The organism is Alteromonas sp. 5E99-2 (genome assembly GCF_017368475.1).
Classification (GTDB): Bacteria; Pseudomonadota; Gammaproteobacteria; order Enterobacterales; family Alteromonadaceae; genus Alteromonas_F.
The window spans coordinates 314,808-339,142 of record NZ_JAFNJE010000002.1 but is presented as its reverse complement, the minus strand read 5'-3'; the positions used below and the strand labels follow the sequence as shown (position 1 = coordinate 339,142).

The following is a 24,335-nucleotide window of genomic DNA, read 5'->3' as shown; positions in this document are numbered from 1 at the left end:
GGCTATATGTGTTTTTTTTGTATTCTATATTATTATAATGTTACAAGGTTGATAGCATTTGAGGACATGAGTCTGCTAGTATCTATGGGATACAAGATATATAAGAATCGTTATCTTTTAGATTTAAAATAAAAACTACAAACCATATACCTAATTTTTACGTATAAAAGTGAAATCAAAATTATGGCTGCCAATTTTACGGGAGATAAAATATGAAGCATATTCTTTCAGGTGTTGCGAAATTTCAAAGAGAAGTTTATCCAGATAAAGAAGTACGATTCAAGAAACTAGCCACGGGGCAGAACCCAGAAGTATTGTTCATTACATGTGCCGATTCCCGTATTGACCCTAATATGGTGACTCAAACTGAGCCTGGAGAACTATTTATTTGTCGTAACGCAGGTAATGTTGTTCCACCTCATAGTAATCAAACTGGCGGTATGACTGCGTCAATTGAATTTGCTGTGGAAGCTTTGGGTATCGAGCATATTGTTGTTTGTGGTCATACAGACTGTGGAGCAATGAAAGGCGCTATCAACTTAGATGCATTAAGTGATTTACCTCATGTAAAAGAGTGGTTGGGGCACTGCCGTGCTGCTACTGCGGTTGTAAAAGAGAAAAAAGGTGAAGTTACCGCTGAGCACTTAAGTGAAGTCACAGATGAAAATGTTATTTTACAATTACAACATCTAAAAACACATCCGGCAGTAGCTGCGAAAATGGCAACAGGACACGTTGAGCTACACGGTTGGGTGTATAACATAGAAACCGGTGGAATCATGTGTTTAGATGAGAAAACAAGAGAGTTTACTCCTATCGATGAGCGATATGCTGACGCTATTTTCGATAAACCCGCAGCCGTTATTTAACAAGGTACATTCATGCTAAAACTAAACACATCAAATTTACGAGGCGATATTACTGGCGGTATAACCGCGGGTATTGTTGCTTTGCCTCTTGCCCTAGCCTTGGGTGTTGCATCAGGGCTTGGTCCAATGGCCGGTATGTATGGTGCAATTGCAGTTGGTTTTTTTGCGGCGCTATTCGGCGGCACACCTTCTCAAATTTCTGGTCCTACAGGACCTATGGTCGTTGTACTAGCGGGTTTGTTCGCAAGCCTATCTGGCAGTGTTGAATTAGTTTTCACTGCGGTAATGCTAGCGGGTGTCTTACAAATAGTATTTGGCGTATTGGGAATAGGACAATTTATTCGTTTAGTGCCTTATCCTGTTATCTCGGGCTTTATGAGTGGCATTGGTGCCATTATCATCATTCTACAAATTGGCCGGTTGATGGGCCATGAAACTCCTGGAGATCCTGTTGGGGCTCTTGTTTATCTACCTACGGCACTCGCAGACATTAACTTTCTAACGCTTATTCTAGGGGTTGGTACCTTGGTTATTGCCTATAAATGGCCTCCAAGTATTGGTAAATACGTTCCAGGAGCACTTGCAGCTCTAATCATAGGAACTGTTGTCAGCTTATTTGTGGGTGACCTACCTGTTTTAGGTAATATTCCTACAGGCTTACCTTCGTTGCGTATGCCAGTCTTTGACCAATCAACGTTGTTTATTGTTGTTGAAGCGGCGATAGTGCTTGCTGTCTTAGGGTCCATTGATAGCTTGCTAACTTCGCTAGTTGCAGACAACATGACTCGAACTCGTCACAACAGTAACAAAGAGCTCATTGGCCAAGGTATTGGTAATACTGTTGCTGGTTTAATTGGCGGTATCGCCGGAGCCGGCGCAACGATGAGAACAGTAGTGAATATTCGCTCTGGTGGTAAAGATAGAATTTCAGGAATGGTTCACGCTGGAGTATTGCTAGCCATAGTACTTGGTCTTGGCTCACTTGCTGCGCATATTCCTCATGCCGTGTTAGCCGGTATATTAGTTAAAGTCGGCTTAGACATTATTGATTGGAGTTATTTAAAACATGCACATCGTGGTCCTCGCTGGGATTTGATACTGATGGTTATAGTGCTTGGGATGACTGTTTTCGTTGACTTAATTAGTGCTGTTGTTGTCGGTGTTGTTCTTGCGGCACTGGCATTTGTTAAACAAGTTGCAGAAACCCAACTAAATGCGATTAAAAATATACCAGACCATCTAGACAGTGAAGAAGAGCAAGCATTACTGGAAAAAGGGCATGGTAAGATACGCGTGTTTGATTTTGGTGGCCCTTTAAGCTTTGGTGCTGCAGCTGATGTTGGGCATCAGGTGCGTGAAAAAGTTAAACATGGCACTGAAATTTTAATTTTAGATTTTGAACGCGTCCCTTTCATGGATGTATCGGCCGCTAGAGCAGTTGAAACCATTGCTATAGACGCCAATGCGAGTGGTAAAAAATTATATTTGTCTGCGGTTCAACCTAAAGTAGCTGAAGTTTTAAAGGGCTTAGACGTGATAGATCACTATAAGCCTGAAGCTGTATTTGAAAACCGTTTAGACGCGCTGACAGCTGCCGCAGAAGTGATTTCTAGTAATAATTAATGCAGAGTTTGTTCATTCAAATGAGTTAATACTAAAAGCGAGTTCACATGAACTCGCTTTTTTATTGCTATAAGTAAATAAAACTTTAATAAAGCAATTGCGTTAGTCTTGTAATTGTGTATAATTTGCGCCGAATTATCTAAGGGATATCGAATCGAACCCTTAGATAAATAAATAGAAGGGTTATTTAACCGCGTTTTCACTGCTTTTAGGGGAAATGCCAAAACTGGGGCTTTATGCTTACAGTGGGTGAGTTAAAAACACGAACAAGATTCCAATAAGGAATCATCGGTTTACGCACATCTTTTCATCCTTTTCCAATAGGAAGTGGGAATGAGAAGGTGAATTTTTTTGTTCTTTCGATTGGAGCTTAATCGATGGCTAATCAAAGAATTCGTATTCGCTTAAAAGCATTTGATCACAAGTTGATCGATCAATCAACGGCTGAAATCGTTGAAACGGCGAAACGTACTGGTGCTCAGGTCAGTGGTCCTATTCCTTTGCCTACGCGCAAAGAGCGCTACACTGTGTTAGTTTCTCCGCACGTTAATAAAGACGCGCGTGATCAATATGAAATTCGCACTCACAAGCGTTTAGTCGACATTATCGAACCAACTGATAAAACAGTTGATGCGTTAATGCGTCTGGACTTGGCTGCCGGTGTTGATGTTCAAATCAGCTTGGGCTAACTAGAGAGGGTTATAACAATGGCGATTGGTCTAGTCGGTCGTAAAGTAGGTATGACTCGCATCTTCACTGAAGATGGTGTTTCTATCCCTGTGACTGTTATTGAAGCTACCCCAAACCGTGTTACCCAGTTACGCACTGAGGAAACAGACGGTTATCGCGCGCTTCAGGTAACTTCAGGCACTAAAAAAGCGAACCGTGTTAACAAACCAGAAGCTGGGCATTTTGCCAAAGCGGGTGTTGAAGCGGGTCGTGGTCTGTGGGAATTCCGCTTAGAAGACAACGAAGGTACCGATATTGAAGTAGGCAGTGAAATTACTGTTGAAATCTTTAACGATACTAAAAAAATTGACGTAACAGGTACGTCAAAGGGTAAAGGTTTTGCTGGTGCAATCAAACGTTGGAATTTCAGTTCACAACGTATGACTCACGGTAACTCACTATCTCACCGTGCTCCAGGTTCAATTGGTCAAAACCAATCACCTGGTAAAGTATTCAAAGGTAAGAAAATGGCTGGTCAGCTTGGTAACAAGCAAATCACCACTCAATCTTTGGATGTGGTACGCGTTGATGTAGAAAACGGCCTTATCTTAGTGAAAGGTGCCGTACCTGGCGCAACTGGTGGCGACGTTATCGTCAAGCCAGCTGTAAAATCTTAACGTCTAAGGAGTAACTGATGGAATTGACATTGAAAGATGCGCAAGGCGCACTTGAAGTTTCTGAAGCGACCTTTGGACGTGAATTCAACGAAGCACTTGTTCATCAAGTAGTAGTTGCATTCAGCGCCGGTGCTCGCCAAGGCACTAAAGCGCAGAAAACGCGTTCAGAAGTACGTGGTGGTGGTAAGAAACCATGGCGTCAGAAAGGTACGGGTCGCGCTCGTGCAGGTACTATCCGTAGCCCAATCTGGGTTGGCGGTGGCCGTGCATTTGCTGCTAAGCCTCGTAGCTTCGAGCAAAAAGTAAATAAAAAAATGTACCGTGGTGCTATTAAAAGCATTCTTTCTGAGCTTGTTCGTCAAGAACGCTTAGTAGTTGTTGAAAGCTTCGCAGTAGAAACACCTAAAACTAAAGCTCTTTTGGGCAAGCTTAACGAACTTGAGCTTAACGATGTATTAATCGTAACCCCAGAAGTAGACGAGAACTTGTTCTTGGCTACACGCAACTTGTATAAAGTTGATGTGCGCGATGTTGCAGGTATCGACCCGGTAAGCCTAATTGCATTCGAAAAAGTGTTAATCACTAAAGAAGCAATTAAACAACTAGAGGAGGCGTTAGCATGAATGAAGAACGTCTACTAAAAGTGTTGCTAGCACCACATGTGTCTGAAAAATCGACCATGGCTGCTGAAAACAACAACACAGTTGTATTCAAGGTATTGAAAGACGCCAATAAAGCTGAAATCAAAGCGGCAGTTGAAAAATTGTTCGAGGTTGAAGTAGAAGGTGTACGTACTGTGAACATTAAGGGTAAAACCAAACGTCACGGTGCGACTTTCGGTAAGCGTAACGACCTTAAGAAAGCGTATGTCATTCTTAAAGAAGGTCAGGACATCGACTTTGTCGGTGGCGCTGAGTAAGAAGGGGATTAGAAATGCCATTAATGAAAGCTAAGCCAACTTCTGCCGGACGTCGTCATGTTGTTCAGGTTGTAAATCCTGATCTACATAAAGGCGCGCCTTATGCTCCGTTGCTTGAAAAAAGCAGCAAGTCTGGTGGTCGTAATAACAACGGTCGTATTACAGTTCGTCATATCGGTGGTGGTCATAAACATCATTACCGTGTTATCGACTTCAAACGCAACAAAGATGGCATTCCAGCCAAAATTGAGCGTCTTGAATACGATCCAAACCGTTCAGCAAATATTGCGTTAGTACTTTACGCAGACGGTGAACGTCGCTATATGCTTGCTCCTAAAGGTGCTCAAGCAGGTGATGCAATCCAGTCTGGTGCAGATGCACCAATCAAAGCAGGTAATGCAATGCCAATGCGCAACATTCCTGTAGGTACTGTTATTCACGCAATTGAAATGAAGCCTGGTAAAGGTGCGCAAATCGCACGTTCTGCTGGTGCTTACGCGCAAATTCTAGCGCGTGATGGAAACTACGTGACGCTGCGTCTTCGCTCAGGCGAAATGCGTAAAGTTTTATCTGACTGCCGTGCAACTATCGGTGAAGTGGGTAATGCTGAACACATGCTGCGTTCTTTGGGTAAAGCTGGTGCTAATCGCTGGCGTGGTATTCGTCCTACAGTTCGTGGTGTTGCCATGAACCCGGTCGATCACCCGCACGGTGGTGGTGAAGGTCGTACTTCTGGTGGTCGTCATCCTGTGACACCATGGGGTGTACCGACTAAAGGCAAGAAAACCCGTAGCAACAAGCGTACTGATAAACTTATCGTACGTCGTCGTAACAAATAATAGCGAGGATTCACCATGCCACGTTCTCTCAAGAAAGGTCCTTTTATTGACCTGCACTTGCTGAAGAAGGTAGAGGCTGCAGTGGAAAAAGGCGACAAGAAGCCAATTAAAACTTGGTCTCGTCGTTCTATGATCATCCCAGATATGATTGGGTTGACCATTGCAGTCCATAACGGTCGCCAGCACGTACCTGTGTTCGTTTCTGACGAAATGGTTGGCCATAAGTTGGGCGAATTCGCACCGACGCGCACTTATCGCGGCCATGTCGCAGATAAGAAAGCTAAACGATAAGGGGAAAAAGATGGAAGCATTAGCTAAACACCGTTTTGCCCGCACGTCAGCTCAAAAAGCACGTTTGGTTGCGGATCAAATTCGCGGATTACACGTTGAAAAAGCCCTAGAGGTTTTAACGTACAGCCCTAAGAAAAGTGCCACTCTAGTGAAGAAAGTTTTAGAGTCTGCGATTGCAAATGCAGAGCACAACGAAGGCGCTGACATCGACGAGTTACGCGTTGCCAAAATCTATGTAGATGAAGGTCCTACGATGAAGCGTATCAAGACACGTGCTAAAGGCCGTGCTGATCGTATATTCAAGCGTAGCAGCCACATCACAGTAGTTGTAGCAGACCAGGAGTAGAAAATGGGACAGAAGGTACATCCTACAGGCATACGCCTAGGTATCAGCAAACCATGGACATCTACCTGGTACGCGAATACTGCAGACTATGCGGATAATTTATATAACGATCATCAAGTACGTCAGTACTTGACGAAACAATTAAAGAACGCTTCTCTTTCTAAGATAGTAATCGAGCGTCCAGCTAAGAGCATCCGTGTGACTATTCACACTGCGCGCCCTGGTGTGGTAATCGGTAAGAAAGGTGAAGACGTTGAGAAGCTGCGCAACTATGTATCTAAGCTAGCCGGTGTGCCTGCTCAGATCAATATTGCTGAAGTTCGTAAGCCAGAGCTTGATGCTCAACTTGTTGCTGACGGTATTTCAAGCCAGCTAGAACGTCGTGTTATGTTCCGTCGTGCTATGAAGCGTGCGGTACAAAATGCAATGCGTTTAGGCGCTAAAGGTATCAAAGTTGAAGTTAGCGGCCGTTTAGGTGGAGCTGAGATTGCTCGTTCTGAATGGTATCGTGAAGGTCGTGTACCACTACACACTTTCCGTGCTGACATTGACTATGCGACTTCAGAAGCTGCAACGCAATACGGTATTATCGGCGTTAAAGTTTGGATCTTCAAAGGTGAAGTATTAGGCGGTCTACCTCTTCAACAAGAGCAGCCACCTACGCAACAACCTAAGAAGAAAGGCCGCAGCGGTAAGCGAGAGGGTTAATTATGTTACAACCTAAACGTATGAAATTCCGTAAGATGCACAAAGGTCGCAACCGCGGTATGGCTGCGGGAGCAACAGTTGCCTTTGGTACTTATGGTCTTAAAGCGACTGGCCGTGGTCGAATGACTGCGCGTCAAATCGAGGCTGCACGTCGTGCTATGACTCGTCACGTTAAGCGTCAAGGAAAAATCTGGATAAGAGTTTTCCCTGATAAGCCAATTACTGAAAAACCTTTGGAAGTTCGTCAAGGTAAAGGTAAGGGTAACGTTGAGTATTGGGTATGCCAAATTCAACCAGGCCGTGTGTTATATGAGATGGAAGGTGTTCCAGAATCATTAGCTCGCGAAGCGTTTGAATTAGCAGCGGCTAAACTGCCATTTAAAACAACCTTTGTAACTCGGACGGTGATGTAATGAACGCAACTGAACTGAAAGAAAAAAGCGTTGAAGAATTGAATGCAGAGCTACTTAACTTGCTTCGTGAACAGTTCAACTTACGCATGCAACACACCACTGGACAGCTTGAAAAAACTGACCAGCTTAGAAAGGTGCGTCGTACTATTGCGCGTGTAAAAACCATTCTGACCGAAAAGGCTAAAGGCTAATGACTGAACAGAAAATTCGTACAGTGCAGGGTCGTGTGGTAAGTAACAAAGGTGATAAGTCTATCACTGTTGTTATTGAGCGTTTTGTTAAGCACCCAATTTATGGGAAGTTTATTAAACGTTCTACAAAACTACATGCCCATGACGAAAACAATCAATGTAACCAAGGTGACTTAGTTTCATTGACAGAATGTCGTCCAATTTCTAAGACAAAAACTTGGAAATTAGTAGATGTTATAGAAAAAGGTGCTGAGTAATTACTCGACGCATTTTTCTTAAATGAATAAAAACCCGGCTTTTAGCCGGGTTTTTTGTTCCGTAAAAAAATCTATTTATCTTATCAATTTCATTTAATATATTGCATCAAACGATTATTTTTTAGAAGAAATGTCATTTTTTTGAACCTGTAAAAGCTAACACTGCACTAGTGACTTTTGCTTCCAAACGGCGTTTGTGCAAAATCGGCTCCGTGCAGCCTGCCGGTTGCTTCTTAACCTCAAATACCAAGTCACAAGCAGCTTGAATGTGCTCATTCAACTTATCATTTTGACTTGGTTTTGTGAATATGAACTAGTTCAGTATTAAACAAGATTCATTTGTTCTTTAGAATCTATACAACTGGGTCTTTCGAACATTCTATTTCGCCACTCTAAAAGTGCATTACAATCCTTTGGAATCATTACCTTTGGAAATGTTTCTGAAAAGTTCAATCCTGTGAATACGGTAATATCAGCCATCGAAAAGATATCGCCTGCAATATATTTGTTACTTTTTAATACATCATTAAAATAGCGCATACCTTGGAGTGTTTTTTCATAATGTAATTGTCCCCATTCTTTATTTTGCTTCCCTTCCACTTCAGGACCAAAACCTATGGTCGCGTGGTGGAAGTATGCACCAATGGCATCTACTATTTTTTGTTCTCCACGTCTTTGCATCATATGAATAACAGCTCGCTGTTCAGCTGACCGGCCGGTTAGATTAACCCCTTCAAATTGATGGTCTATGTATTCTGTTATTGCTGTACTTTCGGATATCGCAGTTCCATCTTTTAATACGATCAGTGGCACTGTTGCATTTGGGTTTATTTTTCTAAAGCCCTCTGTTCTATGCTCACCTTCCCAAAGGTTAACTTGAACGACTTTTATTTGATCAAATACACCTTTCTCTTTGAATGCAATGCGAATCCGGTCAGGATTTGGCAACCCTTTTGTGTCATAAAATGTAATCATTCCAAATCTCTCTAGCGTCTAATATTAAGCTAGATTTTATAGATCTAACAGCAGATACGACATTCTGAAAAATTGATATACAATTGTGCATAAATGCACAGGGTAGGTAAGAAATGAAAGCATCATGGGATTCCTTAAGACTCGTTTTAGCCATAGTTGATGGCAATGGTTTGTCAGGCGCTGCTAAGAAATTAGGTGTTCACCACGCCACTGTTTTAAGGCAATTGGACACACTAGAGCACCAAACAGGAGTTGTACTTTTTAATCGAAAATATAGTGGTTATACAGCAACTGTACAGGGTATGGCTTTAGCGAATAAAGCAAGAAAAATTGAACTAGATGTTGAACAAGCTTATCTAAAATTAGCAGGAGAAGATCTGCGTATATCGGGCACTATTCGCATTGCTACCTCAGATTTTTTAAGCCAAGCATTTCTAACAAAGGCCTTACTGCATTTATCACAGTCATACCCTGAAATTAATACAGAGATAAACGTATCATCACAGTTCGCTTCGTTAGGCAGAAGAGATGCTGACGTAGCCTTAAGGGCTATTTCTAAAAAGCCCGCAGGCCTAAAAGGAAAACAGCTCGCAACACTCAAATATGGGGTCTATGTTCACAAAAGTATGATTCTCGACGCTAGTGATTTAAACAAGCTTAAATGGATTATCGATGACGAAACAATGATACAAAGTCAGCTGCACAAATGGATGTATGCTCTTATTGCTAAACCGACTATTACTCTGAGAGCCAACAGTACAATGGTGAAATACAGCGCGGTAAAACAAGGTATTGGCGCAAGTTTACTTCCCAGACTATTAGGAGATGCTGACGATGACTTAATATGCATTAGGTCTCAGGATACGTGGAGTCTAGATATTTGGTTCTTATCTCACAGTGATTTATATAATATGCAAAGAGTGAAAGCACTAGAAACGGCTTTATTCAAAACGATGCTACAGTAAACCCTTATAGCTAAATTAAAGAAAACTAAAAATTGCACCAAAATGGTAATGGTTAGAATATTAGTCAAAAAAATTTGCGTAGCAGAGACACGTCAAATACCCATGGTGACGCCCGACTTTTAGGAGTGCTGTAGAGATGGCTTACTCTTTCTATGACAGTTTTTTAATTAAATCTACCTATCGATAGATTGACACGATTAAGATTCTCACGTATGTTTTATCTACCTGTTGATAGGTGGTGGCAAATCGTCCCTAATAATTAAGGAATTAAATATGAAGATTGCGGCAGATTTTGAAAAACGTGAAGTTGTTCATAGTGAATCATTAGGTTGGATAAAATCCCCAATGGCGGGTGTTGACCGCCGCCCTCTAGATAGAATTGGTGGGGAAGTTGCAAGAGCAACAACAATTGTTCGCTACGCACCTGGCAGCCATTTCTCGTCTCATGTACACACAGGTGGAGAAGAATTCATCGTATTGGATGGTGTATTTCAGGACGAACATGGAGACTTTCCTGTCGGATCATATGTCCGAAATCCTCCCCAGTCCAGCCACACCCCTGGCTCTGAAGATGGTTGTGTTATTTTTGTGAAATTATGGCAATACCAACCTGAAGACAGAAAGCATGTAAAACTACGTATGGACGCAATGGGCTCAGTGCCTGATCAAAACAATCCAGGCATTTCAGTCACGCCATTGTTTAAAGATGACTATGAAGAAGTTAGTTTGCTACATTTCGCTCCAAATGCAACGGTATCCATTGAATGCCCTGAGGGTGCGGAGTTATTCGTGCTTAATGGCGATATTCGAGAAAGCGAAGATACGCTAGTTAAACACAGTTGGCTACGCACGCCAATTGGCACAGCAATCAAGGCGACTGCGGGAGAAGAAGGTGCAAAGGTTTGGATAAAATCAGGCAACTTAACTGAAGTACAGAAGCAACTTGCCCGTGTCGAAAATGCATAAATAAACCCAGGATGCTACGTCATTGGCGATTAGGCAGTCACAGATGAGAGACAAACAATGAGCAACATTTTAATTGAAGTTAATGAGTTGGCCGCTATTATGACAGGGCCTGATGTCACTGTTGTTGATACTCGATCACCAGAAGAATATGCAAAATTACATATCTCTGGAGCTGTAAATATACATGAAATATTCACATATTTGGCAGCATCTACACCGCAAGGTATTAAGGCTATGCGCAAGAAATTTACTGACGCATTAGGAGATGCTGGTATCAGTAACACAACAACTGTTGTCTTCTATGAAGAAGACATGGACAAGGGATTCGGGCAATCTTGTCGTGGATTTTTCTTGCTATCTTACTTAGGTCATACACAAGCTCATGTGTTACACGGTGGCCTAGCAGCTTGGAAGGCAGAGGGTTATGAGACAACCAACAAGATAACTGAAGTACAACCACAGAAATTCATTGCAGACGACTCAGGCTTGAAACTTGTTGTAGGTAAAGAGGATGTGTTTAACGAACTAGGAAAAGACCGAGTGACCTTGTTGGATGTCAGAGACGTGGATGAGTGGATTGCAGAAAGCAGTTCACCCTATGGCAAAGATTTCAGCCCGAGAAAAGGACGAATTCCAGGAGCAAAATGGATCGAATGGTATCGTATGATGAAAGCAAGCGATAAAGGTAAACGCATCAAATCAGCTGCGGAAGTTAAAGCAGAATGCCGTAATATAGGACTAGATTTTGACAAGCCTATATGGCTATATTGTTTTAAAGGTTCAAGAACATCAAATACCTACGTTGCATTGAAGCAAGCTGGCTTCAATAATGTTTCAACTTACTTCGGTTCTTGGAATGAATGGGCACAAGATTTAGATATGCCAATAGAAGAAGGCTTTCCCCAAAACTAAGAAGGAAAGTCCAAAAGCAATTGATTAAAATAACCGGTAGTTTTCATCTAATGCTGAAGACTACCAAGAATATTTCGCTCTCTGAACGTAAGCTATAAAATTTATTTAACACCCACTTGCCAAATAAATTTCGCTGTTTATTCGTCGAGCATTATTTAAACTAAAATTACTCTTTTTGACCGGATTTTTTGCATATAAGTAGTTGACTCACAATGCTATTACGGGCATAAAAAGCTCTATAGTGAGCTTTCATATTCAATAAAAGTTAGTAATTTTAGAAACCCAATTGCCAGCATTAATAATCCGATTAAACACAGTGAGCATATAACTAATAAAAAAGGTCAATACTCGCTATTTACGCTTAATTTGTAGCGGCTTAAAGTTCAGTTTCTGACCTGTACCTTCGACAAACACATCAATGATGTCATCACTGGTTATGTCTTTAGGTAAAGCAAATTGGTAACCTACATAGCGGTCTCTAGGAAAATTCGCTTTAGCATAAGCACCATAGTAAGATTTCGCTACTAAGGTAGTTATAGTTTCATTATTCAACCTCACTTCAAGGGTAATTGGGCTATCTGTGTTATGTTGAAAAGCGCAACCGTGTAAAATATTACGTCCATTTATGGACGCAACGCCATAACTCCAGGGCTTATCTTCTTTGTGTAACTTAGTGCGCTGCTTATGTATAAATTCGGCTTCTTTATACATTTCGATATCTTTTGAGTTGTTGGCCTGTAGCTTTTTAAGATCATCTTTAGCAATTGAGTTTGCAGTAATTGTCTTATTCTTATTTACATTCCTTTTACTATTATCCAGTTCTAGTGATAATTGTTTATTAATCAGCACCAGTGATTCTGAATAATATTCAGTGACACCTACAAAACCTATTAAACCTAAAGGCATATATGATAAACATTTACTTTGTAGATTTTTGGCAAAGGCACGGTCGAGAAATGCCCCCAAGTCGCCTGAAAAGTCGTGATGTTGCGTATAGTGATTATAGTGCGAAATGATTTGCTCAATAGGTTCACGTACAAAAGTAACAATATTACTAGACGGTATAAAATTGATATATTTTTCTAATGGGACATGTCCTGCAATCCAACTAGACTCATCTAACTTAACTAGGTTTTTGAAGGCACCAAAGTCTTTATCTTCATATATACAAGATTGAATTTCTTTAGAGGTGAAATTAGAACTACCGCCATAATCGTTATACGTTTTATATTCATTTTCAAAAGAAGCTCTGAAGCTAGTTCCTGCCGTTTTAGGAATATGAACAAAGAACATTGAGCCTAGTTTACTTGGTAAACAATGATTACTTTCAAATGTGTCTTTTCTTTCTGAAAAAATACTCTTAATAAATTTTTTAAACATTATTTCTTACATTGTCGGGTGAGCTATCACTAGTGGATATTTCATTATATAGTCTCATTATATACGATCCATTTGGACGAAGCTCTTTGGCTTTACTTATAAATACATTGGCGATAGCCATTTCATTTCTTTCATACCAATAAATAGCTAATTCACGATAAATATCCGCATGTTGTTGCTTGGGGTAATTGACCTTAGACAAAGCATGATTGAGGCTTTTATCTATGTTTGCAATATCTAGAATAGGAGTTGAATTAGTAACTTTTAAAAGTACTAACAGCCTTAGTCTATCGAGGCCTAATTTTTTCAATAACTTAGCTAACATTAACAGTAATAGGGATGAGTTGTTGTAATGAGTCAAAACCCCACTGTCTAGAGACGCCAATTTCAATTCATTAATAAGCTTATTTCTAACTTTAGCAACTTTAGAAAGGTCGACTCTCTGAAACACTTTAATAAACTTAACTGCATCATCTGGAGATGCGGTTTTGGCCCACTCTATAACATTTTCAAAGCGTTCACGGATGAAATTTCGACTTTCATTAAGTAGAGGTGATAATTGGCATTCATCAATGAACTGCTCGAAACGTCTATAGTATTCATTGAGTCTATCGGCTTCAAAAGATATAATGTCAGTGGGATTTTTTGTGTAATAACCACCTCTGCTCGTTTTAATTTTATCTTTATTTGGCCTGCCACGCCCAATTAAAGCAATATATTCCATTTGGCTTCTAAACATTCTATGTATGATAAAAAAGTCATGAGCGACTTTAGGCCTTTCCGTAATTGCACATTGAGAAGAATCGCCAAAGTTAAATACGGAACCATCCCCACGAGTATAGGTAATTTCCTTGCCAATAACGTTATGTATGTCAATTTTATCCCAGTGTATATTTAACTGAAATAGGGTTTTTACATGGCGATCATTTAGCCCTTCAATTCGACGTTTATAACATGAAGAAAACTCGTCCTCATCGCAGTGAATAAACCAATTTAGGCACAAGACTTCGGGGTAATGTAACTTCTGTAAGGCTTGTTTAATTGTTGTTTGAAAATCAGCCGGAGTCCAAAACTCATCAATATCTAAAAACATGATATGAGTGAAGCCATCAGCGATAGCTTTATCTGCTAGCTCTTTGTAAGCTGACGGTTGAAAATTAATGTTAGATGATTGATACAAAGCATCAGCATTGGTTGCTACTACAGGATGAGTAACACTTATAGCTTCAAGCACCTTTAATGAATTGTCGCTGGTGTTGTTGATGTAAATTTCGATTTCATCAAAACCAAATTCAAGGTGATGGAAGATCCATTCAGGTAAATAAGCGGCTTCATCTCTAGCAATAGCCGCTAACTTAACTTTTACTGATTCTGTGTCTCTCATAAATATGTTAAATCTTTCTTTATCTAACGTGAACTATTCATTATAACAAGGTTCTTCGACAAGTTGCTTCCCTAAGTACTTTTCATGTTTATTAAATCGTGTATTTTTTAGCGTTATGTCCGGTTTCCCTACAGTTGCTGGCATACATAAAAAAGCCCCTCATATTACTATGAGGGGCTTGTCATTTGATTAAATCTACCCAAATAGTAGTTTAGAACTTATAAGCAAATTTTGCTTGGTAGTGTCTAGGTAGCTCTGGTAATACAACCTGGCTTCCAAACAAGTCTGGGAAGTTAGCACGGAAATAACGTTCATCCGTTAAGTTTTTGATGTTTAAACTAACTGACCAGTTTTCAGCGTCGTATTTCGCACCAGCGTTAACTAAGGTATAGGCTGGTAACTCAACTGCCTGAGAGAAACCAGAGAAAGTTTCATCGGCTCTAACTATACTACCGTTAACAGAAAAACCATTTTGGAAATCATAAGTAGCAGTTGCAGTGTAGACATTTTCTGGAATACCTGCTTTACGAGCGTCACTTTCACTATTTACTGGAATTAGACCAATCGCTGCGCCACCAAACAAAATGGATGGGTCAGTAACATTGGGTAAATCCCCTGCGCCAAGAAAGCTAAATTGAGACCCTTCACTAATGGCGGTTAAATTAACTACTTCAACATTAGTGTAACCTAAACTCAGTACCAACTGTTCAGTCGCAACCCAGCGTAGTTCAAATTCTAAACCTTCTGTATTTGTAGTGGCATTAGTTACAATAGCTTGTGCACTAAAGTCAGTTCTTTCTTGCTCATAAATAGACAATGCAAAGTACAGCGAATCATCTAAGAAAGAACCTTTAACACCATATTCAAATAACTCTGATGTATCAAATGCTCCGGCTGCTAATTGACCTACGCCAATCTCAGCACCTTGACCTGCAACTAATGTACCTTGCTCTGCGGCGGTAATATATGGAATTAAGCCTATAGGCGTTTTATAAGAAACACTAACGTTCCACGATGCGCCTTCTTCGGTTGAACTAGCAGAAATGTCTGGCGTTACGCCAGGTGTTCCTGAAAGTAATAGCTCTTCTCTACTTGTAGAATCGATATCGATAGTATCGTAGCGCAAGCCTAAAACAACATTTAAGCCAAAGTCCCAAGTCACATCGACAAGGGCAGCAACACCTAAGTCAAGGTAGTCACCTACGTCGTAGTTATCGAAATCTTCGCCACTGCGAGTCGCTAACAAACGGCGATCAAGTGCTGTGGAAGGCCCTGTTAAGTCACGTCTGTCGAAATATTCATCAGTGAAATCATCACCGTGTTCAAAATCGGTGTAACGCAAAGAAGGAGAAAGTTGAACTTGTGATTCCCAGCCATTGCCGAAGAATTCTTTTGCAAAAATAAGTTTATCTTCAATGACCCAAGAATCATGAAACTGAGCAAAGCCGTAGGCATTTTCATTTAAGTTATCGTATGAGTCGAAGAACAATTGGTTTTTAATTTCCCAACCGTTATCTGTGTAGTAAATAGCGTCAAAATACAAAGTAATTGCTTCATTTTCCAACGTATCATCAGCTGCGACTAAAACTTGGTTTCTACTTAGTGTGGTAGTACCTACATTTTCCAGTGCTTGTAGAGGGTTAAAAAACGCGTCAGTAATATCTGCAAGGCCATTCTCGAATGCTGGAGTAAAGATGAAAGGGTTGATCAAATCCCTATTGGTTATAAAGATTGGATTACCAGCGTCATCGAATGAAAGGTTCCCATCGAAATCAGTTGCTTGAACTCCGGTAGAAGCCCCAAATTCAGCATGAGAAATAGAGCCATCGCCATCGGTATCCAATGGTTGAGCAGTACCCGTGATATAGGTGCCGTTATCTATTAGGTCTTGAGTTAACCGGTTCCAACCAGCAACTTGGTTGCCTTCGTAATCATGATACATAGCACCAAATTCAATTCGGAATTTATCCGAAATATCAATGTTAAATGATGCTTGTAGTATGGTTTGGTCAGTATCTGTATTATCGTAGTAGCTACCTGAGTTTTCAATTTCACCGTAGAAATAGTAACCCACTTCTTTGTCAGCAACTTTTCCAGGCCCACCAACTTCAGCAGTTAGTATGCTTTTGTCCCAAGTACCTGCAGTATATGAGATTGCGCCCTCTGGAGCTTCTAAATATTGACCGCTAGCTGCGCGCGCAGATTTAGGATTAAAGTTTAGGTAACCACCAATTTTAGCAGGACCATAAATTGGAGAAGCCGGCCCCCGAACAATATCGATTCGGCCTGAGGCTCCAATAGGAGTTGGGTAATTTCCTGGGTTATCTAAGCGTTTAACCCCTCTAAAATAAGTTTCACCTGGTGTTCCACGTACATCCAAAGAACCCGCTACACCAAAGAAAGACTGAGTAAACGTACCTGGAGAGAATGCAACAAGTTCGTCAATATCAGATACGCTAAAACGCTCTAATTGTTCGCCACTAATAGTAGATGCTGAACGGGGGGTTTCTAGAATAGATTTCCCAAAACCAAATACAGACTCTACATCTTGTCCAGGCAAACTTCCTAAAGAGCCTTTGACTTCAATTCTTTCAACATCTGCTTCATCCGTTTCAGACTCTTGAGCGTAAACGCTCATGTTAGTCAGTCCTAATAAAATTGAACTTGCTAACAAGGTTCTAGTCATAGAGGTGTGTTTCATTCTTATTTCCTAAGTGTGTGTTTTGTAGTTATTCTTTGCTGCGCGAAAGCATAGGTTAACGTTCAATCATTCAAATAGCAGGAAAGATGCCAAAAACTTGTCCAAGTGGTCAGGGTTTGGTTTTTATTTAACATTCTGAATTATAAGAACTAAATCTATAGCTAGATTTTTTGCAACATTATAATCGACTGGTTGATGTCTAACATGGTGCGTCACTTGCTTTATTTCGGTGCGCTTAGGAGGTGTGTTGTAGGGGTGAGTTGCATCGGTTTATACAACCCACCAAATGTAATTAATGTGCCTCAGTAGACAGCAGAAGTGGCCCAATATCTTGCCAATCAATAATCTTGAAATTTTGTGGTTCACTGGGTAGCTGATTGTATCCATCCTGTACGACTAAGATACCCTTCGGATAACCCGGCAAGGGTAAAGAGGTAGCCGCTAGACCATCAGTTTCTGAGCTGCCATCAATAGATTTTTTCATATTTATACCTACTTTAAATCGCCCAGAATAGGTAAGTCCGTTATCTATTTGATAAGCAACATAACTGTCGTCACCTTGACTAGAAGCCACTAAAAAGCGTTCTTTTTCATTTTTAACATAGATAGCTAACCCCTCTACATCCGCAGCTAAATGTTCACCAACAGAGATTAATTTGTCGATGCTTGATGTTGCCGATTGAAGGGATGTTCGCCAAATACCTGCATCTTCTTCACCCATGTAAAGATAGCCAGAATTGTCGTCTACCACGCAGCCCTCTGGCTGGCTAGGTAATGTGAATTCGCGAACTTTTTGAGCACTTAACGCAGCATTTTGCTGATTTAACTCAAGTATTTGGTAGCGACCATCTGCATCGTTAGCAATAACATAGCCACGGCTGTTCCAAGACGCCATACATAAGCCATAAATGTTATCGAGTGTAGTAGGGATCTCCGTTAAATGAGAGACATCGCCGTTTGACTCATTCAATTTGAATAGACTAATACTGTTATGAGTGCGGTTACTGGCGGCTGCCAATGACAATGTCTTTTCGCCGACTTTCAGTTCGGTACGCAAATCAACATTGTTTAATCGGCCTACATTCAGATGTTGAAGTTCGGCTCCATTAAAATCATAAACCGATAATCCGCTGCGCTTATCTGTGCCCAGAATTCGGCTCTTTTGAGGTTGTTTGCTGTTAACCCAAATAGCGGGGTCGTCAGCAGCGTCACCGTGTTTTCTTACTGGCTCGGTTTCAAATGAAGCTTCTACAACATTCCCTGAATGTGTTTTCTGATTCGCTTTTGGGTAACTTGTATAGGAAATGCGACGTGTTAAGTATTGATCTCCTTCATCATCGTAGATAGATAATAGTAGCTGACCATCAGAGATGAAGCCGTGGGCTGTTCGAGGTTTAATTTCCTCGCCAAACGAGATTTTTTGAATTTTTTGTTCTTGTTTATGGTTATTCACCAAAAACACTGCGTGCGCATCTTCAGAGCTGATCACCAAGGTGTTATCCGCTAACAAGGATAGGCCAGAAACGTCGTCCTTTAAGTCGCTGTTTGGGCTTTTAAGCAATACAGGTGTTCGAACTAGTTTAGTTTCAATATTTCCTTGAATGGACCAAACGCCAATGTGCTCTTCAGCTAAATAGATACGTTCGCTATCGCTGACACAAGCAATAGTATTGGGTGCCGCAGAAAAGGAACGAAGCTTCTGTTTTTTGTGTGCAGCATGCTTTTTGTCGTATACAAGCCACTCATCAACTTGTCCCTGAACATCAATAGCTAACAGCGAAAGGTAGCCTTCAGCTGAATTATGAAAACACTGGTTTTCCAGTTTAGCCTTTGGGTTTTCAATGTGATCAATAAATTGAAATGTCAGCTCAGAACGATGGAATGTCATCAATTCAAGCATTCCACTTTCTTTATTTAGCGCTGCGAGAAGGTCTTTTTCTGGGGATAGCCTTTGCACTGATAGCGCTTCGTAATTGCCGTCTTTGTGAGCATGAGTATGACCTTTGTCATCTAGCACCCACAAACCGTTTAATTCACTAGTTACATACCAGTGAGTGCCATTATCAAGCTCTAGAGGAATGGCTCCATTGCCTTTAATGCCAGCTTCGCCTAATTGGGATACTACAGGTTCAGAACCTTTACTTTCTGATGAAGTAGAATGGCTACATCCCATTAGCGATAGCCATAACCCGATTGTTACAAGCGTGATTTTACTCATGCTTAATGCGTTTTTGTTTATAGCTTCCATGTGAATCCTAGTTCAAATGTGCGTCCATATTCTTCAAATTGTGCATTGTTAGCGCGTTCGTCGAAAAATGTGTAGAAAGGCTCATCATTTATGTTAATTGCGTTGAAGAACAATTGGAAATTATCATTTACCGAATACTTCCCACGGAAGTCTATTTGGTTGTGATCGTCTTCAAATAATAATAAATCATCGTCTATTTCTTCGAAGTTCTCACCTTTATGAACCCAAGTTAGACGCAAACTTAGCTTTGTGTTTTCGTAAGCTAAGGTCAGATTCCCAATTGTATCTGACTGGTTGGGTAACGAGGTTTCAAAGCGTTCACCATCGAGAAATGTGGTTGCTTCTGAATCGGAAAAGGTTGCGTTAGCAGAAATAAGAAATCCGTTGTCGAAGCCTTTTACCCAAGATAATTCCAGCCCTTGCACTTCTGCTGAATCACCATTGATAGGTTGAATGACTTCGTCAAAACCTTCAAATCCAGCAGTGCCAGCCACATCAGCAAAGACAACGAAATTGTCTAAGTCTTTTCTGAAGTAACCCGCAGAAATAACGCCCAATTTTCCGGGGTAGTATTCTATTGCTAGGTCAATATTATCTGACTCTGTGGCTTCTAAGAATGGGTTGCCAATTTCGGCTTCTCTTTCAACATCAAAACCGCCTTCATCGTTTTCTTCTGTTGTGGATTCGATGAGTTGAAATGCAGCGGAATCTTCAAATCTAGGTCGCGATAGGGTTTGCGTGTATGCAAAGCGGGCGATTAGATTGTCGTTGAATTCGTAACGAAGGTTCAAACTAGGCACAAAATGGCTGTAATCTCGTTCAATTAAGACAGGCGTGGCTACAACGGTTTCTATGTCGTTTTGTTCATCTTCAATTTGCTCTACAACGCTACCTTGAGTACTAAAATCAGTGCCTTCATAACGCAAACCTGCTACGACACGAAGGTTGCCAATATCTATTTTTGTAAGCGCATATGCAGCGAAAATATCTTCTTCACTGTTGTATGACTCTCCATCTGACTCAAGTTGAGATTGCAGAGGGTCAATATCAAAATTGTTTCGCTGTTCATTAAAAAATGTTCGCAAACCACTTCGGCTTATTCCAGGACCGAAGTCGCCTAAGGGGTAATCTGGAGTTTGTGTGGCAAATTCACCTGGGTTCACGCTATCGAAATCACCATCGAAAAAGACAATATCGGCGCGGTTAAATTTTTCTCTATCACGATATTTTGAACCAAACTTCACTTGAGCGGGGTTACCTAACCAGTCGAAATCTTTTGCAATATCGATTTTTAATGTGAATTCTTGGTCTTCAGTTAAATTATTGTTGAGTTCTATTTCGCCTAGCTCGAAATTAGCTAAATCTAATGAGCGTGGGCTTTGAGTAATGGTAGGAATAGGTCCGATAAAATCGGAATCAATGTCTACATCATCGACTTCGAACACGGTTTGCAAGGCATCGGGTTGTTCTTCAGATGACTCTGAATAGCCTAGTTGATAATCTATTTGCCAATACGAAGCTAAATAGTGCTTACCGCCTGCCGAGATAGATAGAATTTCTTGCTCTTCGAAACGGTCTCTGGTTTCTCTTGCCACTTCTGAATCTTCACCGTCAAAGGTAAATACGTTGGCTAAACGGTATTCGTCGTCGGAAAAACGACTGTACAAAGTACGTAAGTAGTACTGGTTGTCTCCGTTGGGTCTAAAATCAAGATTGAGTGCTGCACCCAAACGCTCTCGGTTAATCAGGTAATCCCGCTGCTCTAATTCATCATCGCCATTACTTTCGATATTGTCAGACCCAAAATCACGGTCGAAATAAGACACTGCAGCTGCAACACCTAAGGCATTTTCGTATTTGCCAAAGTTAAACACCTTAGTGGCGCTAGCTGAAATTCGAGGGCTGGTATCTTCCACTAATTCGTTGTAACTCGCTTGCGCCGAAAATGATGCGCTTACACCTTTGCGATCAAAGGCAGTTAAACTTTTTACTTCAACCGAACCACCGATAGCATCAGCATCTAAATCTGATGTGACGGATTTGGTGACTTCTAACCCTTCAATTAACTCAGATGGAATGACATCTAATGCCACTGATCTTACGCCAGCTTCAGGGGATGGAACGTTTAGCCCATTAATGGTGACATTGTTTAAATTGGGGTCGATACCGCGAATACTGACAAAACGACCCTCACCTTGGTCTCTTTCTATGGACAAGCCAGGTAAGCGTTGTAATGCTTCCGCCGCATTCTTATCTGGGAACTGACCGATAGCATCTGCAGAGACGATGGATTTTAAATTGTCGGCACTACGTTGAAGGTTCAACGCTTGCGCTTGACCAGAACGTTGGCCTAGCACCACAATGGTTTCAACTGCGTCGTTACCTAAGGCAAACGCTTGGGTTAACAGCTGGCCATCTTTAACTTTTATTTCTTGCTGAATTTTTTCAGCACCAATATAACTGATTTCTATTGTATAGGTGCCATCTGCAAGGTCGTCAAAGCGGAAACTGCCATCACTTTGAGTGACTGTACTGGTGTTTAATTCTAATATTTTAACAACAGCCCCTTCAATGAGTACTGTGTTCGCACTATCGGAAAGCGTGCCTTGAACACCGCCAGATGCGGCAAATGCCGCCTGCGTTGCGATGCCTGCTAAACAACCCATAGCAACTAGTGAGTGAGTAAATTTCATGTTTGTTTTGCTCGTTTTCAGTGAGTAAAGGTTCAATTGATGAGCACGCTAAAGACAAAAAGTGACACAATTATGACTAGTGTGTGAATTGGGCTTACGATCCTCCTGTTTCATCACGAGATAAACGCAATATCTTTCAAAGTTGAGCTTTAATGACCTTCTTGTTTGAGCTTCTAGTATTGCAGTCAAGGCATTACCAGTAGGCTAACGCTGGATTTTTATTGGTGTTTGTAAACAGCTAAAAATTCAACAAAACGATACAACTGTCACCATTTTGTCGCATTCGGTGAGCTAAAATGACCCTTCAACCAACACAATGCAGTCGCTAGCATCTTCGGGCACGAACTGTAGAACTTAATTTATTTGGCTACTTAACATGAACTTTTCGCTGCTGTTTTCTCATTTCCGTCTATTGACCTTTGTTGTGTGTTTGTTCTTTGTCGGCTTACTTTTAAGTATTGGGTTAGGAGAGCCTAAAAGTCCTAGCGATATTGAATGGTTTGATGTTGTCGGTGAGGGTGGAATTACCTTGATGACATTAATTTGGCTGTTCTTTTTACTTCTGAGTCGTCCACCAGGTCGAGTGACATTGCTACTTGTGGTGGGGCTTTCATGCTTTATGTTGTCTTCGCTTATCGATTTACTTGATGAGTTTATTCAATACCCTGCGACGATGTGGTTAAGTCTAGTTGAATCTATTCCTGCACCAATCGGAATGTGTTTAATGACATGGGCATTGTATCAATGGCATCAAGAGCAGGTGGTATTGAATAACCAACTCAAGCGCAGAGAATACTATTATCGAGAACATACTCATGTGGACTTTGTTACTCAGTTAAATAGTGCGGATTACATGCGAGATCGCATTCAACAGTTGCTCGACACGCGGCATTTTGATTTTTCTCTGATCATGTTAGACATCGACAATTTTAATGCGTTTAACAAGGAGTACGGGGATGAAGATGGCGATCGATTGTTAAGAGAAGTGTCAGAGCTGATTATTATGAATATTCGGCAAACTGATACAGCATGTCGTTATGCTGGAGACCGATTTATCATCCTTTTACCGCACACGACCAACAGCAAAGCGAGAGTGATTGCAAAACAAATCCGCAATGCCATTTCTCATTTGGCTTTTAAACCCGGACAACAAGGTGATGCAGTGTTTCACACATTGGCCTTTGCCGCAGAAAGCCCCAAAGAAAAAGACAATACCGACAATCTACTTAGTCGAATTAACCGTCAGCTCGAAAGCCAAAAGCAGTTTGTGTAGGAGTTAACGGTGTCACTTATAGCCTACAGAGATGATAAGCTCATACCCGCGCCACAAATGGCAACGGTGATTTATGATTTGTCTAAGTTAAGAGGAGTCAATGAGGATCGCTTGCTAAAAGGCACGGGAATTTTCGTTAGTGATTTGAAACGCGTTGATACCAAATTCAGCCCAGATCAAATACTGCGATTGTTAACGAACTACAGGGCATTAATGCCCGGCCACAACAGTGCATTTTTGCTTGGTCATCGATTGTTCCCAACGTTAAATACATCGCTCAACGCCAGTCTTATTCATTGTGGTAGCTTGCAGCATGCGTTTCGAGTGTTAGCCCTTGTGCGCCAGCAACTCTGTCCTTTTGTTCATGGTTATTTTCATAAGCACAAGGATAAAGGGTATTTCTTACTGAATGATGCTATTGGGTGTGGTGACCTTTACCACTATATTTTAGAAATTTATTGCACCGCCTTTATTTCTGCTTGTAAAACCCTTGTTGGCAAGCGTATTCCGTTTTCGTTTGCGTTTCCTTTTTCTCGGCCTCGTCATATTGAGGAATACGAAAAAAACTTAGGCCACAGATTGCGTTTTGATGAGCCGATATTGTCTATCAATTTTGATTTACGTTATTTAGAGACTGAGCTCGCAATGCCAAGTCGCTTATTACAGCGCAGCGCCAAGCAGTTGCTAAGCAAAAATAATGATCTGCATTATAGCTTTGTTGAATATGTGCGTAATCTGATTTACTTCCACAATTTTAACCTCACGCAAACTGCTGAAAAATTAAATATGAGCCCTGCAACGCTAAAGCGAAGATTAAAGCAGCATGATACCAGTTTCCAACAATTACAAGATGGCGTGAATCAACAAAAAGCCATTTTTATGTTGCGTGTAAAAAGTATGAAAAACGAAGCGGTTGCAACTCAATTGGCATTTAATGATGTGACCAATTTCAGACGTGCTTTCAAGCGTTGGACCGGAGTGACACCAAATCAACTAAGGTTTAGTTAACCACGTCTTTAATGGTGCCGTCACTTTT

General features: G+C 41.0%; 24 protein-coding genes. 18 read left to right on the top strand and 6 right to left on the bottom strand.

All coding sequences use genetic code 11. The features are described 5' to 3' along the window. Positions 1-212: 212 nt before the first annotated feature. The 13 genes from J3L16_RS03635 (at position 213) to rpsQ (ending at position 7,802) form a co-directional block, all read left to right on the top strand. Positions 213-869, top strand: a complete 657-nt coding sequence (locus J3L16_RS03635; RefSeq protein ID WP_207611522.1) for a carbonic anhydrase — start codon at positions 213-215, stop codon at positions 867-869. A 12-nt stretch (positions 870-881) separates the two neighbouring features. Then, on the top strand, positions 882-2,492 hold the full coding sequence (locus tag J3L16_RS03630; protein WP_207611521.1) for a SulP family inorganic anion transporter: 1,611 nt from the start codon (positions 882-884) through the stop codon (positions 2,490-2,492). A 377-nt stretch (positions 2,493-2,869) separates the two neighbouring features. Beyond that, positions 2,870-3,181, top strand: a complete 312-nt coding sequence (gene rpsJ, locus J3L16_RS03625) for a 30S ribosomal protein S10 (RefSeq protein WP_207611520.1) — start codon at positions 2,870-2,872, stop codon at positions 3,179-3,181. An 18-nt stretch (positions 3,182-3,199) separates the two neighbouring features. Further along, on the top strand, positions 3,200-3,838 hold the full coding sequence (gene rplC / locus J3L16_RS03620) for a 50S ribosomal protein L3 (protein ID WP_207611519.1): 639 nt from the start codon (positions 3,200-3,202) through the stop codon (positions 3,836-3,838). 17 nt (positions 3,839-3,855) lie between these two features. Further along, on the top strand, positions 3,856-4,461 hold the full coding sequence (gene rplD, locus J3L16_RS03615; protein ID WP_207611518.1) for a 50S ribosomal protein L4: 606 nt from the start codon (positions 3,856-3,858) through the stop codon (positions 4,459-4,461). Beyond that, positions 4,458-4,757, top strand: coding sequence for a 50S ribosomal protein L23 (gene rplW, locus J3L16_RS03610; RefSeq protein WP_207611517.1), 300 nt, complete (start codon positions 4,458-4,460; stop codon positions 4,755-4,757). Before rplD ends, rplW begins: the two co-directional genes overlap by 4 nt. A gap of 14 nt (positions 4,758-4,771) precedes the next feature. Next, entirely contained in the window at positions 4,772-5,596 is an 825-nt protein-coding gene (gene rplB, locus J3L16_RS03605) for a 50S ribosomal protein L2 (RefSeq protein ID WP_207611516.1), read from the top strand. 15 nt (positions 5,597-5,611) lie between these two features. Then, the gene (gene rpsS / locus J3L16_RS03600) at positions 5,612-5,887 is read left to right on the top strand and encodes a 30S ribosomal protein S19 (RefSeq protein WP_207611515.1); all 276 of its coding nucleotides are present in this window, start codon (positions 5,612-5,614) and stop codon (positions 5,885-5,887) included. A gap of 10 nt (positions 5,888-5,897) precedes the next feature. Further along, positions 5,898-6,233: a 50S ribosomal protein L22 gene (rplV, locus tag J3L16_RS03595; RefSeq protein ID WP_207611514.1), complete on the top strand. Its 336-nt coding sequence runs from the start codon at positions 5,898-5,900 to the stop codon at positions 6,231-6,233. Positions 6,234-6,236: 3 nt separating this feature from the next. Beyond that, positions 6,237-6,941 (top strand): 30S ribosomal protein S3, encoded by a 705-nt coding sequence (gene rpsC, locus J3L16_RS03590; protein ID WP_207611513.1) that lies wholly within the window; start codon positions 6,237-6,239, stop codon positions 6,939-6,941. Positions 6,942-6,943: 2 nt separating this feature from the next. Continuing rightward, positions 6,944-7,354: a 50S ribosomal protein L16 gene (gene rplP / locus J3L16_RS03585; RefSeq protein ID WP_207611512.1), complete on the top strand. Its 411-nt coding sequence runs from the start codon at positions 6,944-6,946 to the stop codon at positions 7,352-7,354. After that, entirely contained in the window at positions 7,354-7,545 is a 192-nt protein-coding gene (rpmC, locus tag J3L16_RS03580; protein ID WP_207611511.1) for a 50S ribosomal protein L29, read from the top strand. The genes rplP and rpmC overlap by 1 nt, the downstream gene beginning before the upstream one ends. Further along, the gene (gene rpsQ / locus J3L16_RS03575; protein ID WP_207611510.1) at positions 7,545-7,802 is read left to right on the top strand and encodes a 30S ribosomal protein S17; all 258 of its coding nucleotides are present in this window, start codon (positions 7,545-7,547) and stop codon (positions 7,800-7,802) included. Before rpmC ends, rpsQ begins: the two co-directional genes overlap by 1 nt. A gap of 324 nt (positions 7,803-8,126) precedes the next feature. Here the strand turns inward: rpsQ and J3L16_RS03570 are convergent, their stop codons facing one another. Continuing rightward, positions 8,127-8,777 carry a glutathione S-transferase gene (locus J3L16_RS03570; protein ID WP_242698632.1) on the bottom strand — a complete coding sequence of 217 codons (651 nt, stop codon included), beginning with the start codon at positions 8,775-8,777 and terminating at the stop codon, positions 8,127-8,129. Between the two features lie 113 nt (positions 8,778-8,890). Between J3L16_RS03570 and J3L16_RS03565 the strand changes: the two genes are divergently transcribed. The 3 genes from J3L16_RS03565 to J3L16_RS03555 all read left to right on the top strand — a co-directional run bounded on the left by J3L16_RS03565 (position 8,891) and on the right by J3L16_RS03555 (position 11,620). After that, positions 8,891-9,742 carry a LysR family transcriptional regulator gene (locus J3L16_RS03565; RefSeq protein WP_207611509.1) on the top strand — a complete coding sequence of 284 codons (852 nt, stop codon included), beginning with the start codon at positions 8,891-8,893 and terminating at the stop codon, positions 9,740-9,742. A 273-nt stretch (positions 9,743-10,015) separates the two neighbouring features. Then, on the top strand, positions 10,016-10,708 hold the full coding sequence (locus J3L16_RS03560; RefSeq protein ID WP_207611508.1) for a cupin domain-containing protein: 693 nt from the start codon (positions 10,016-10,018) through the stop codon (positions 10,706-10,708). Between the two features lie 57 nt (positions 10,709-10,765). Continuing rightward, complete coding sequence (locus tag J3L16_RS03555) at positions 10,766-11,620, top strand: sulfurtransferase (RefSeq protein ID WP_207611507.1); 855 nt, start codon at positions 10,766-10,768, stop codon at positions 11,618-11,620. A gap of 351 nt (positions 11,621-11,971) precedes the next feature. Here the strand turns inward: J3L16_RS03555 and J3L16_RS03550 are convergent, their stop codons facing one another. The 5 genes from J3L16_RS03550 to J3L16_RS03530 all read right to left on the bottom strand — a co-directional run bounded on the left by J3L16_RS03550 (position 11,972) and on the right by J3L16_RS03530 (position 22,026). Then, the gene (locus tag J3L16_RS03550) at positions 11,972-13,000 is read right to left on the bottom strand and encodes a sulfotransferase family 2 domain-containing protein (RefSeq protein WP_207611506.1); all 1,029 of its coding nucleotides are present in this window, start codon (positions 12,998-13,000) and stop codon (positions 11,972-11,974) included. After that, the gene (locus J3L16_RS03545) at positions 12,993-14,384 is read right to left on the bottom strand and encodes a glycosyltransferase family 2 protein (RefSeq protein ID WP_207611505.1); all 1,392 of its coding nucleotides are present in this window, start codon (positions 14,382-14,384) and stop codon (positions 12,993-12,995) included. The genes J3L16_RS03550 and J3L16_RS03545 overlap by 8 nt, the downstream gene beginning before the upstream one ends. 211 nt (positions 14,385-14,595) lie before the next feature. Beyond that, positions 14,596-17,085, bottom strand: a complete 2,490-nt coding sequence (locus J3L16_RS03540; RefSeq protein WP_207611504.1) for a TonB-dependent receptor — start codon at positions 17,083-17,085, stop codon at positions 14,596-14,598. A 292-nt stretch (positions 17,086-17,377) separates the two neighbouring features. Continuing rightward, on the bottom strand, positions 17,378-19,303 hold the full coding sequence (locus J3L16_RS03535; protein WP_207611503.1) for a phytase: 1,926 nt from the start codon (positions 19,301-19,303) through the stop codon (positions 17,378-17,380). 17 nt (positions 19,304-19,320) lie between these two features. After that, positions 19,321-22,026 carry a TonB-dependent receptor gene (locus tag J3L16_RS03530; RefSeq protein ID WP_207611502.1) on the bottom strand — a complete coding sequence of 902 codons (2,706 nt, stop codon included), beginning with the start codon at positions 22,024-22,026 and terminating at the stop codon, positions 19,321-19,323. Between the two features lie 376 nt (positions 22,027-22,402). Between J3L16_RS03530 and J3L16_RS03525 the strand changes: the two genes are divergently transcribed. Continuing rightward, complete coding sequence (locus J3L16_RS03525; protein WP_207611501.1) at positions 22,403-23,299, top strand: diguanylate cyclase; 897 nt, start codon at positions 22,403-22,405, stop codon at positions 23,297-23,299. 9 nt (positions 23,300-23,308) lie between these two features. Further along, complete coding sequence (locus J3L16_RS03520) at positions 23,309-24,307, top strand: AraC family transcriptional regulator (RefSeq protein WP_207611500.1); 999 nt, start codon at positions 23,309-23,311, stop codon at positions 24,305-24,307. The last annotated feature ends 28 nt before the right edge of the window (positions 24,308-24,335 follow it).

Excerpts from the sequence above, each read along its gene's own strand:
- J3L16_RS03525 (WP_207611501.1), top strand. The coding sequence starts at position 22,403 with ATGAACTTTTCGCTGCTGTTTTCTCATTTCCGTCTATTGACCTTTGTT.
- rpsC (WP_207611513.1), top strand. The coding sequence starts at position 6,237 with ATGGGACAGAAGGTACATCCTACAGGCATACGCCTAGGTATCAGCAAA.
- J3L16_RS03540 (WP_207611504.1), bottom strand. The coding sequence starts at position 17,085 with ATGAAACACACCTCTATGACTAGAACCTTGTTAGCAAGTTCAATTTTA.
- rpsQ (WP_207611510.1), top strand. The coding sequence starts at position 7,545 with ATGACTGAACAGAAAATTCGTACAGTGCAGGGTCGTGTGGTAAGTAAC.
- J3L16_RS03565 (WP_207611509.1), top strand. The coding sequence starts at position 8,891 with ATGAAAGCATCATGGGATTCCTTAAGACTCGTTTTAGCCATAGTTGAT.
- J3L16_RS03550 (WP_207611506.1), bottom strand. The coding sequence starts at position 13,000 with ATGTTTAAAAAATTTATTAAGAGTATTTTTTCAGAAAGAAAAGACACA.
- J3L16_RS03635 (WP_207611522.1), top strand. The coding sequence starts at position 213 with ATGAAGCATATTCTTTCAGGTGTTGCGAAATTTCAAAGAGAAGTTTAT.
- rplB (WP_207611516.1), top strand. The coding sequence starts at position 4,772 with ATGCCATTAATGAAAGCTAAGCCAACTTCTGCCGGACGTCGTCATGTT.
- J3L16_RS03545 (WP_207611505.1), bottom strand. The coding sequence starts at position 14,384 with ATGAGAGACACAGAATCAGTAAAAGTTAAGTTAGCGGCTATTGCTAGA.
- J3L16_RS03560 (WP_207611508.1), top strand. The coding sequence starts at position 10,016 with ATGAAGATTGCGGCAGATTTTGAAAAACGTGAAGTTGTTCATAGTGAA.
- rpsJ (WP_207611520.1), top strand. The coding sequence starts at position 2,870 with ATGGCTAATCAAAGAATTCGTATTCGCTTAAAAGCATTTGATCACAAG.
- J3L16_RS03555 (WP_207611507.1), top strand. The coding sequence starts at position 10,766 with ATGAGCAACATTTTAATTGAAGTTAATGAGTTGGCCGCTATTATGACA.
- rpsS (WP_207611515.1), top strand. The coding sequence starts at position 5,612 with ATGCCACGTTCTCTCAAGAAAGGTCCTTTTATTGACCTGCACTTGCTG.
- J3L16_RS03535 (WP_207611503.1), bottom strand. The coding sequence starts at position 19,303 with ATGAGTAAAATCACGCTTGTAACAATCGGGTTATGGCTATCGCTAATG.
- J3L16_RS03570 (WP_242698632.1), bottom strand. The coding sequence starts at position 8,777 with ATGATTACATTTTATGACACAAAAGGGTTGCCAAATCCTGACCGGATT.
- rplP (WP_207611512.1), top strand. The coding sequence starts at position 6,944 with ATGTTACAACCTAAACGTATGAAATTCCGTAAGATGCACAAAGGTCGC.
- rplW (WP_207611517.1), top strand. The coding sequence starts at position 4,458 with ATGAATGAAGAACGTCTACTAAAAGTGTTGCTAGCACCACATGTGTCT.
- rpmC (WP_207611511.1), top strand. The coding sequence starts at position 7,354 with ATGAACGCAACTGAACTGAAAGAAAAAAGCGTTGAAGAATTGAATGCA.
- J3L16_RS03630 (WP_207611521.1), top strand. The coding sequence starts at position 882 with ATGCTAAAACTAAACACATCAAATTTACGAGGCGATATTACTGGCGGT.
- J3L16_RS03530 (WP_207611502.1), bottom strand. The coding sequence starts at position 22,026 with ATGAAATTTACTCACTCACTAGTTGCTATGGGTTGTTTAGCAGGCATC.
- rplC (WP_207611519.1), top strand. The coding sequence starts at position 3,200 with ATGGCGATTGGTCTAGTCGGTCGTAAAGTAGGTATGACTCGCATCTTC.
- rplV (WP_207611514.1), top strand. The coding sequence starts at position 5,898 with ATGGAAGCATTAGCTAAACACCGTTTTGCCCGCACGTCAGCTCAAAAA.
- rplD (WP_207611518.1), top strand. The coding sequence starts at position 3,856 with ATGGAATTGACATTGAAAGATGCGCAAGGCGCACTTGAAGTTTCTGAA.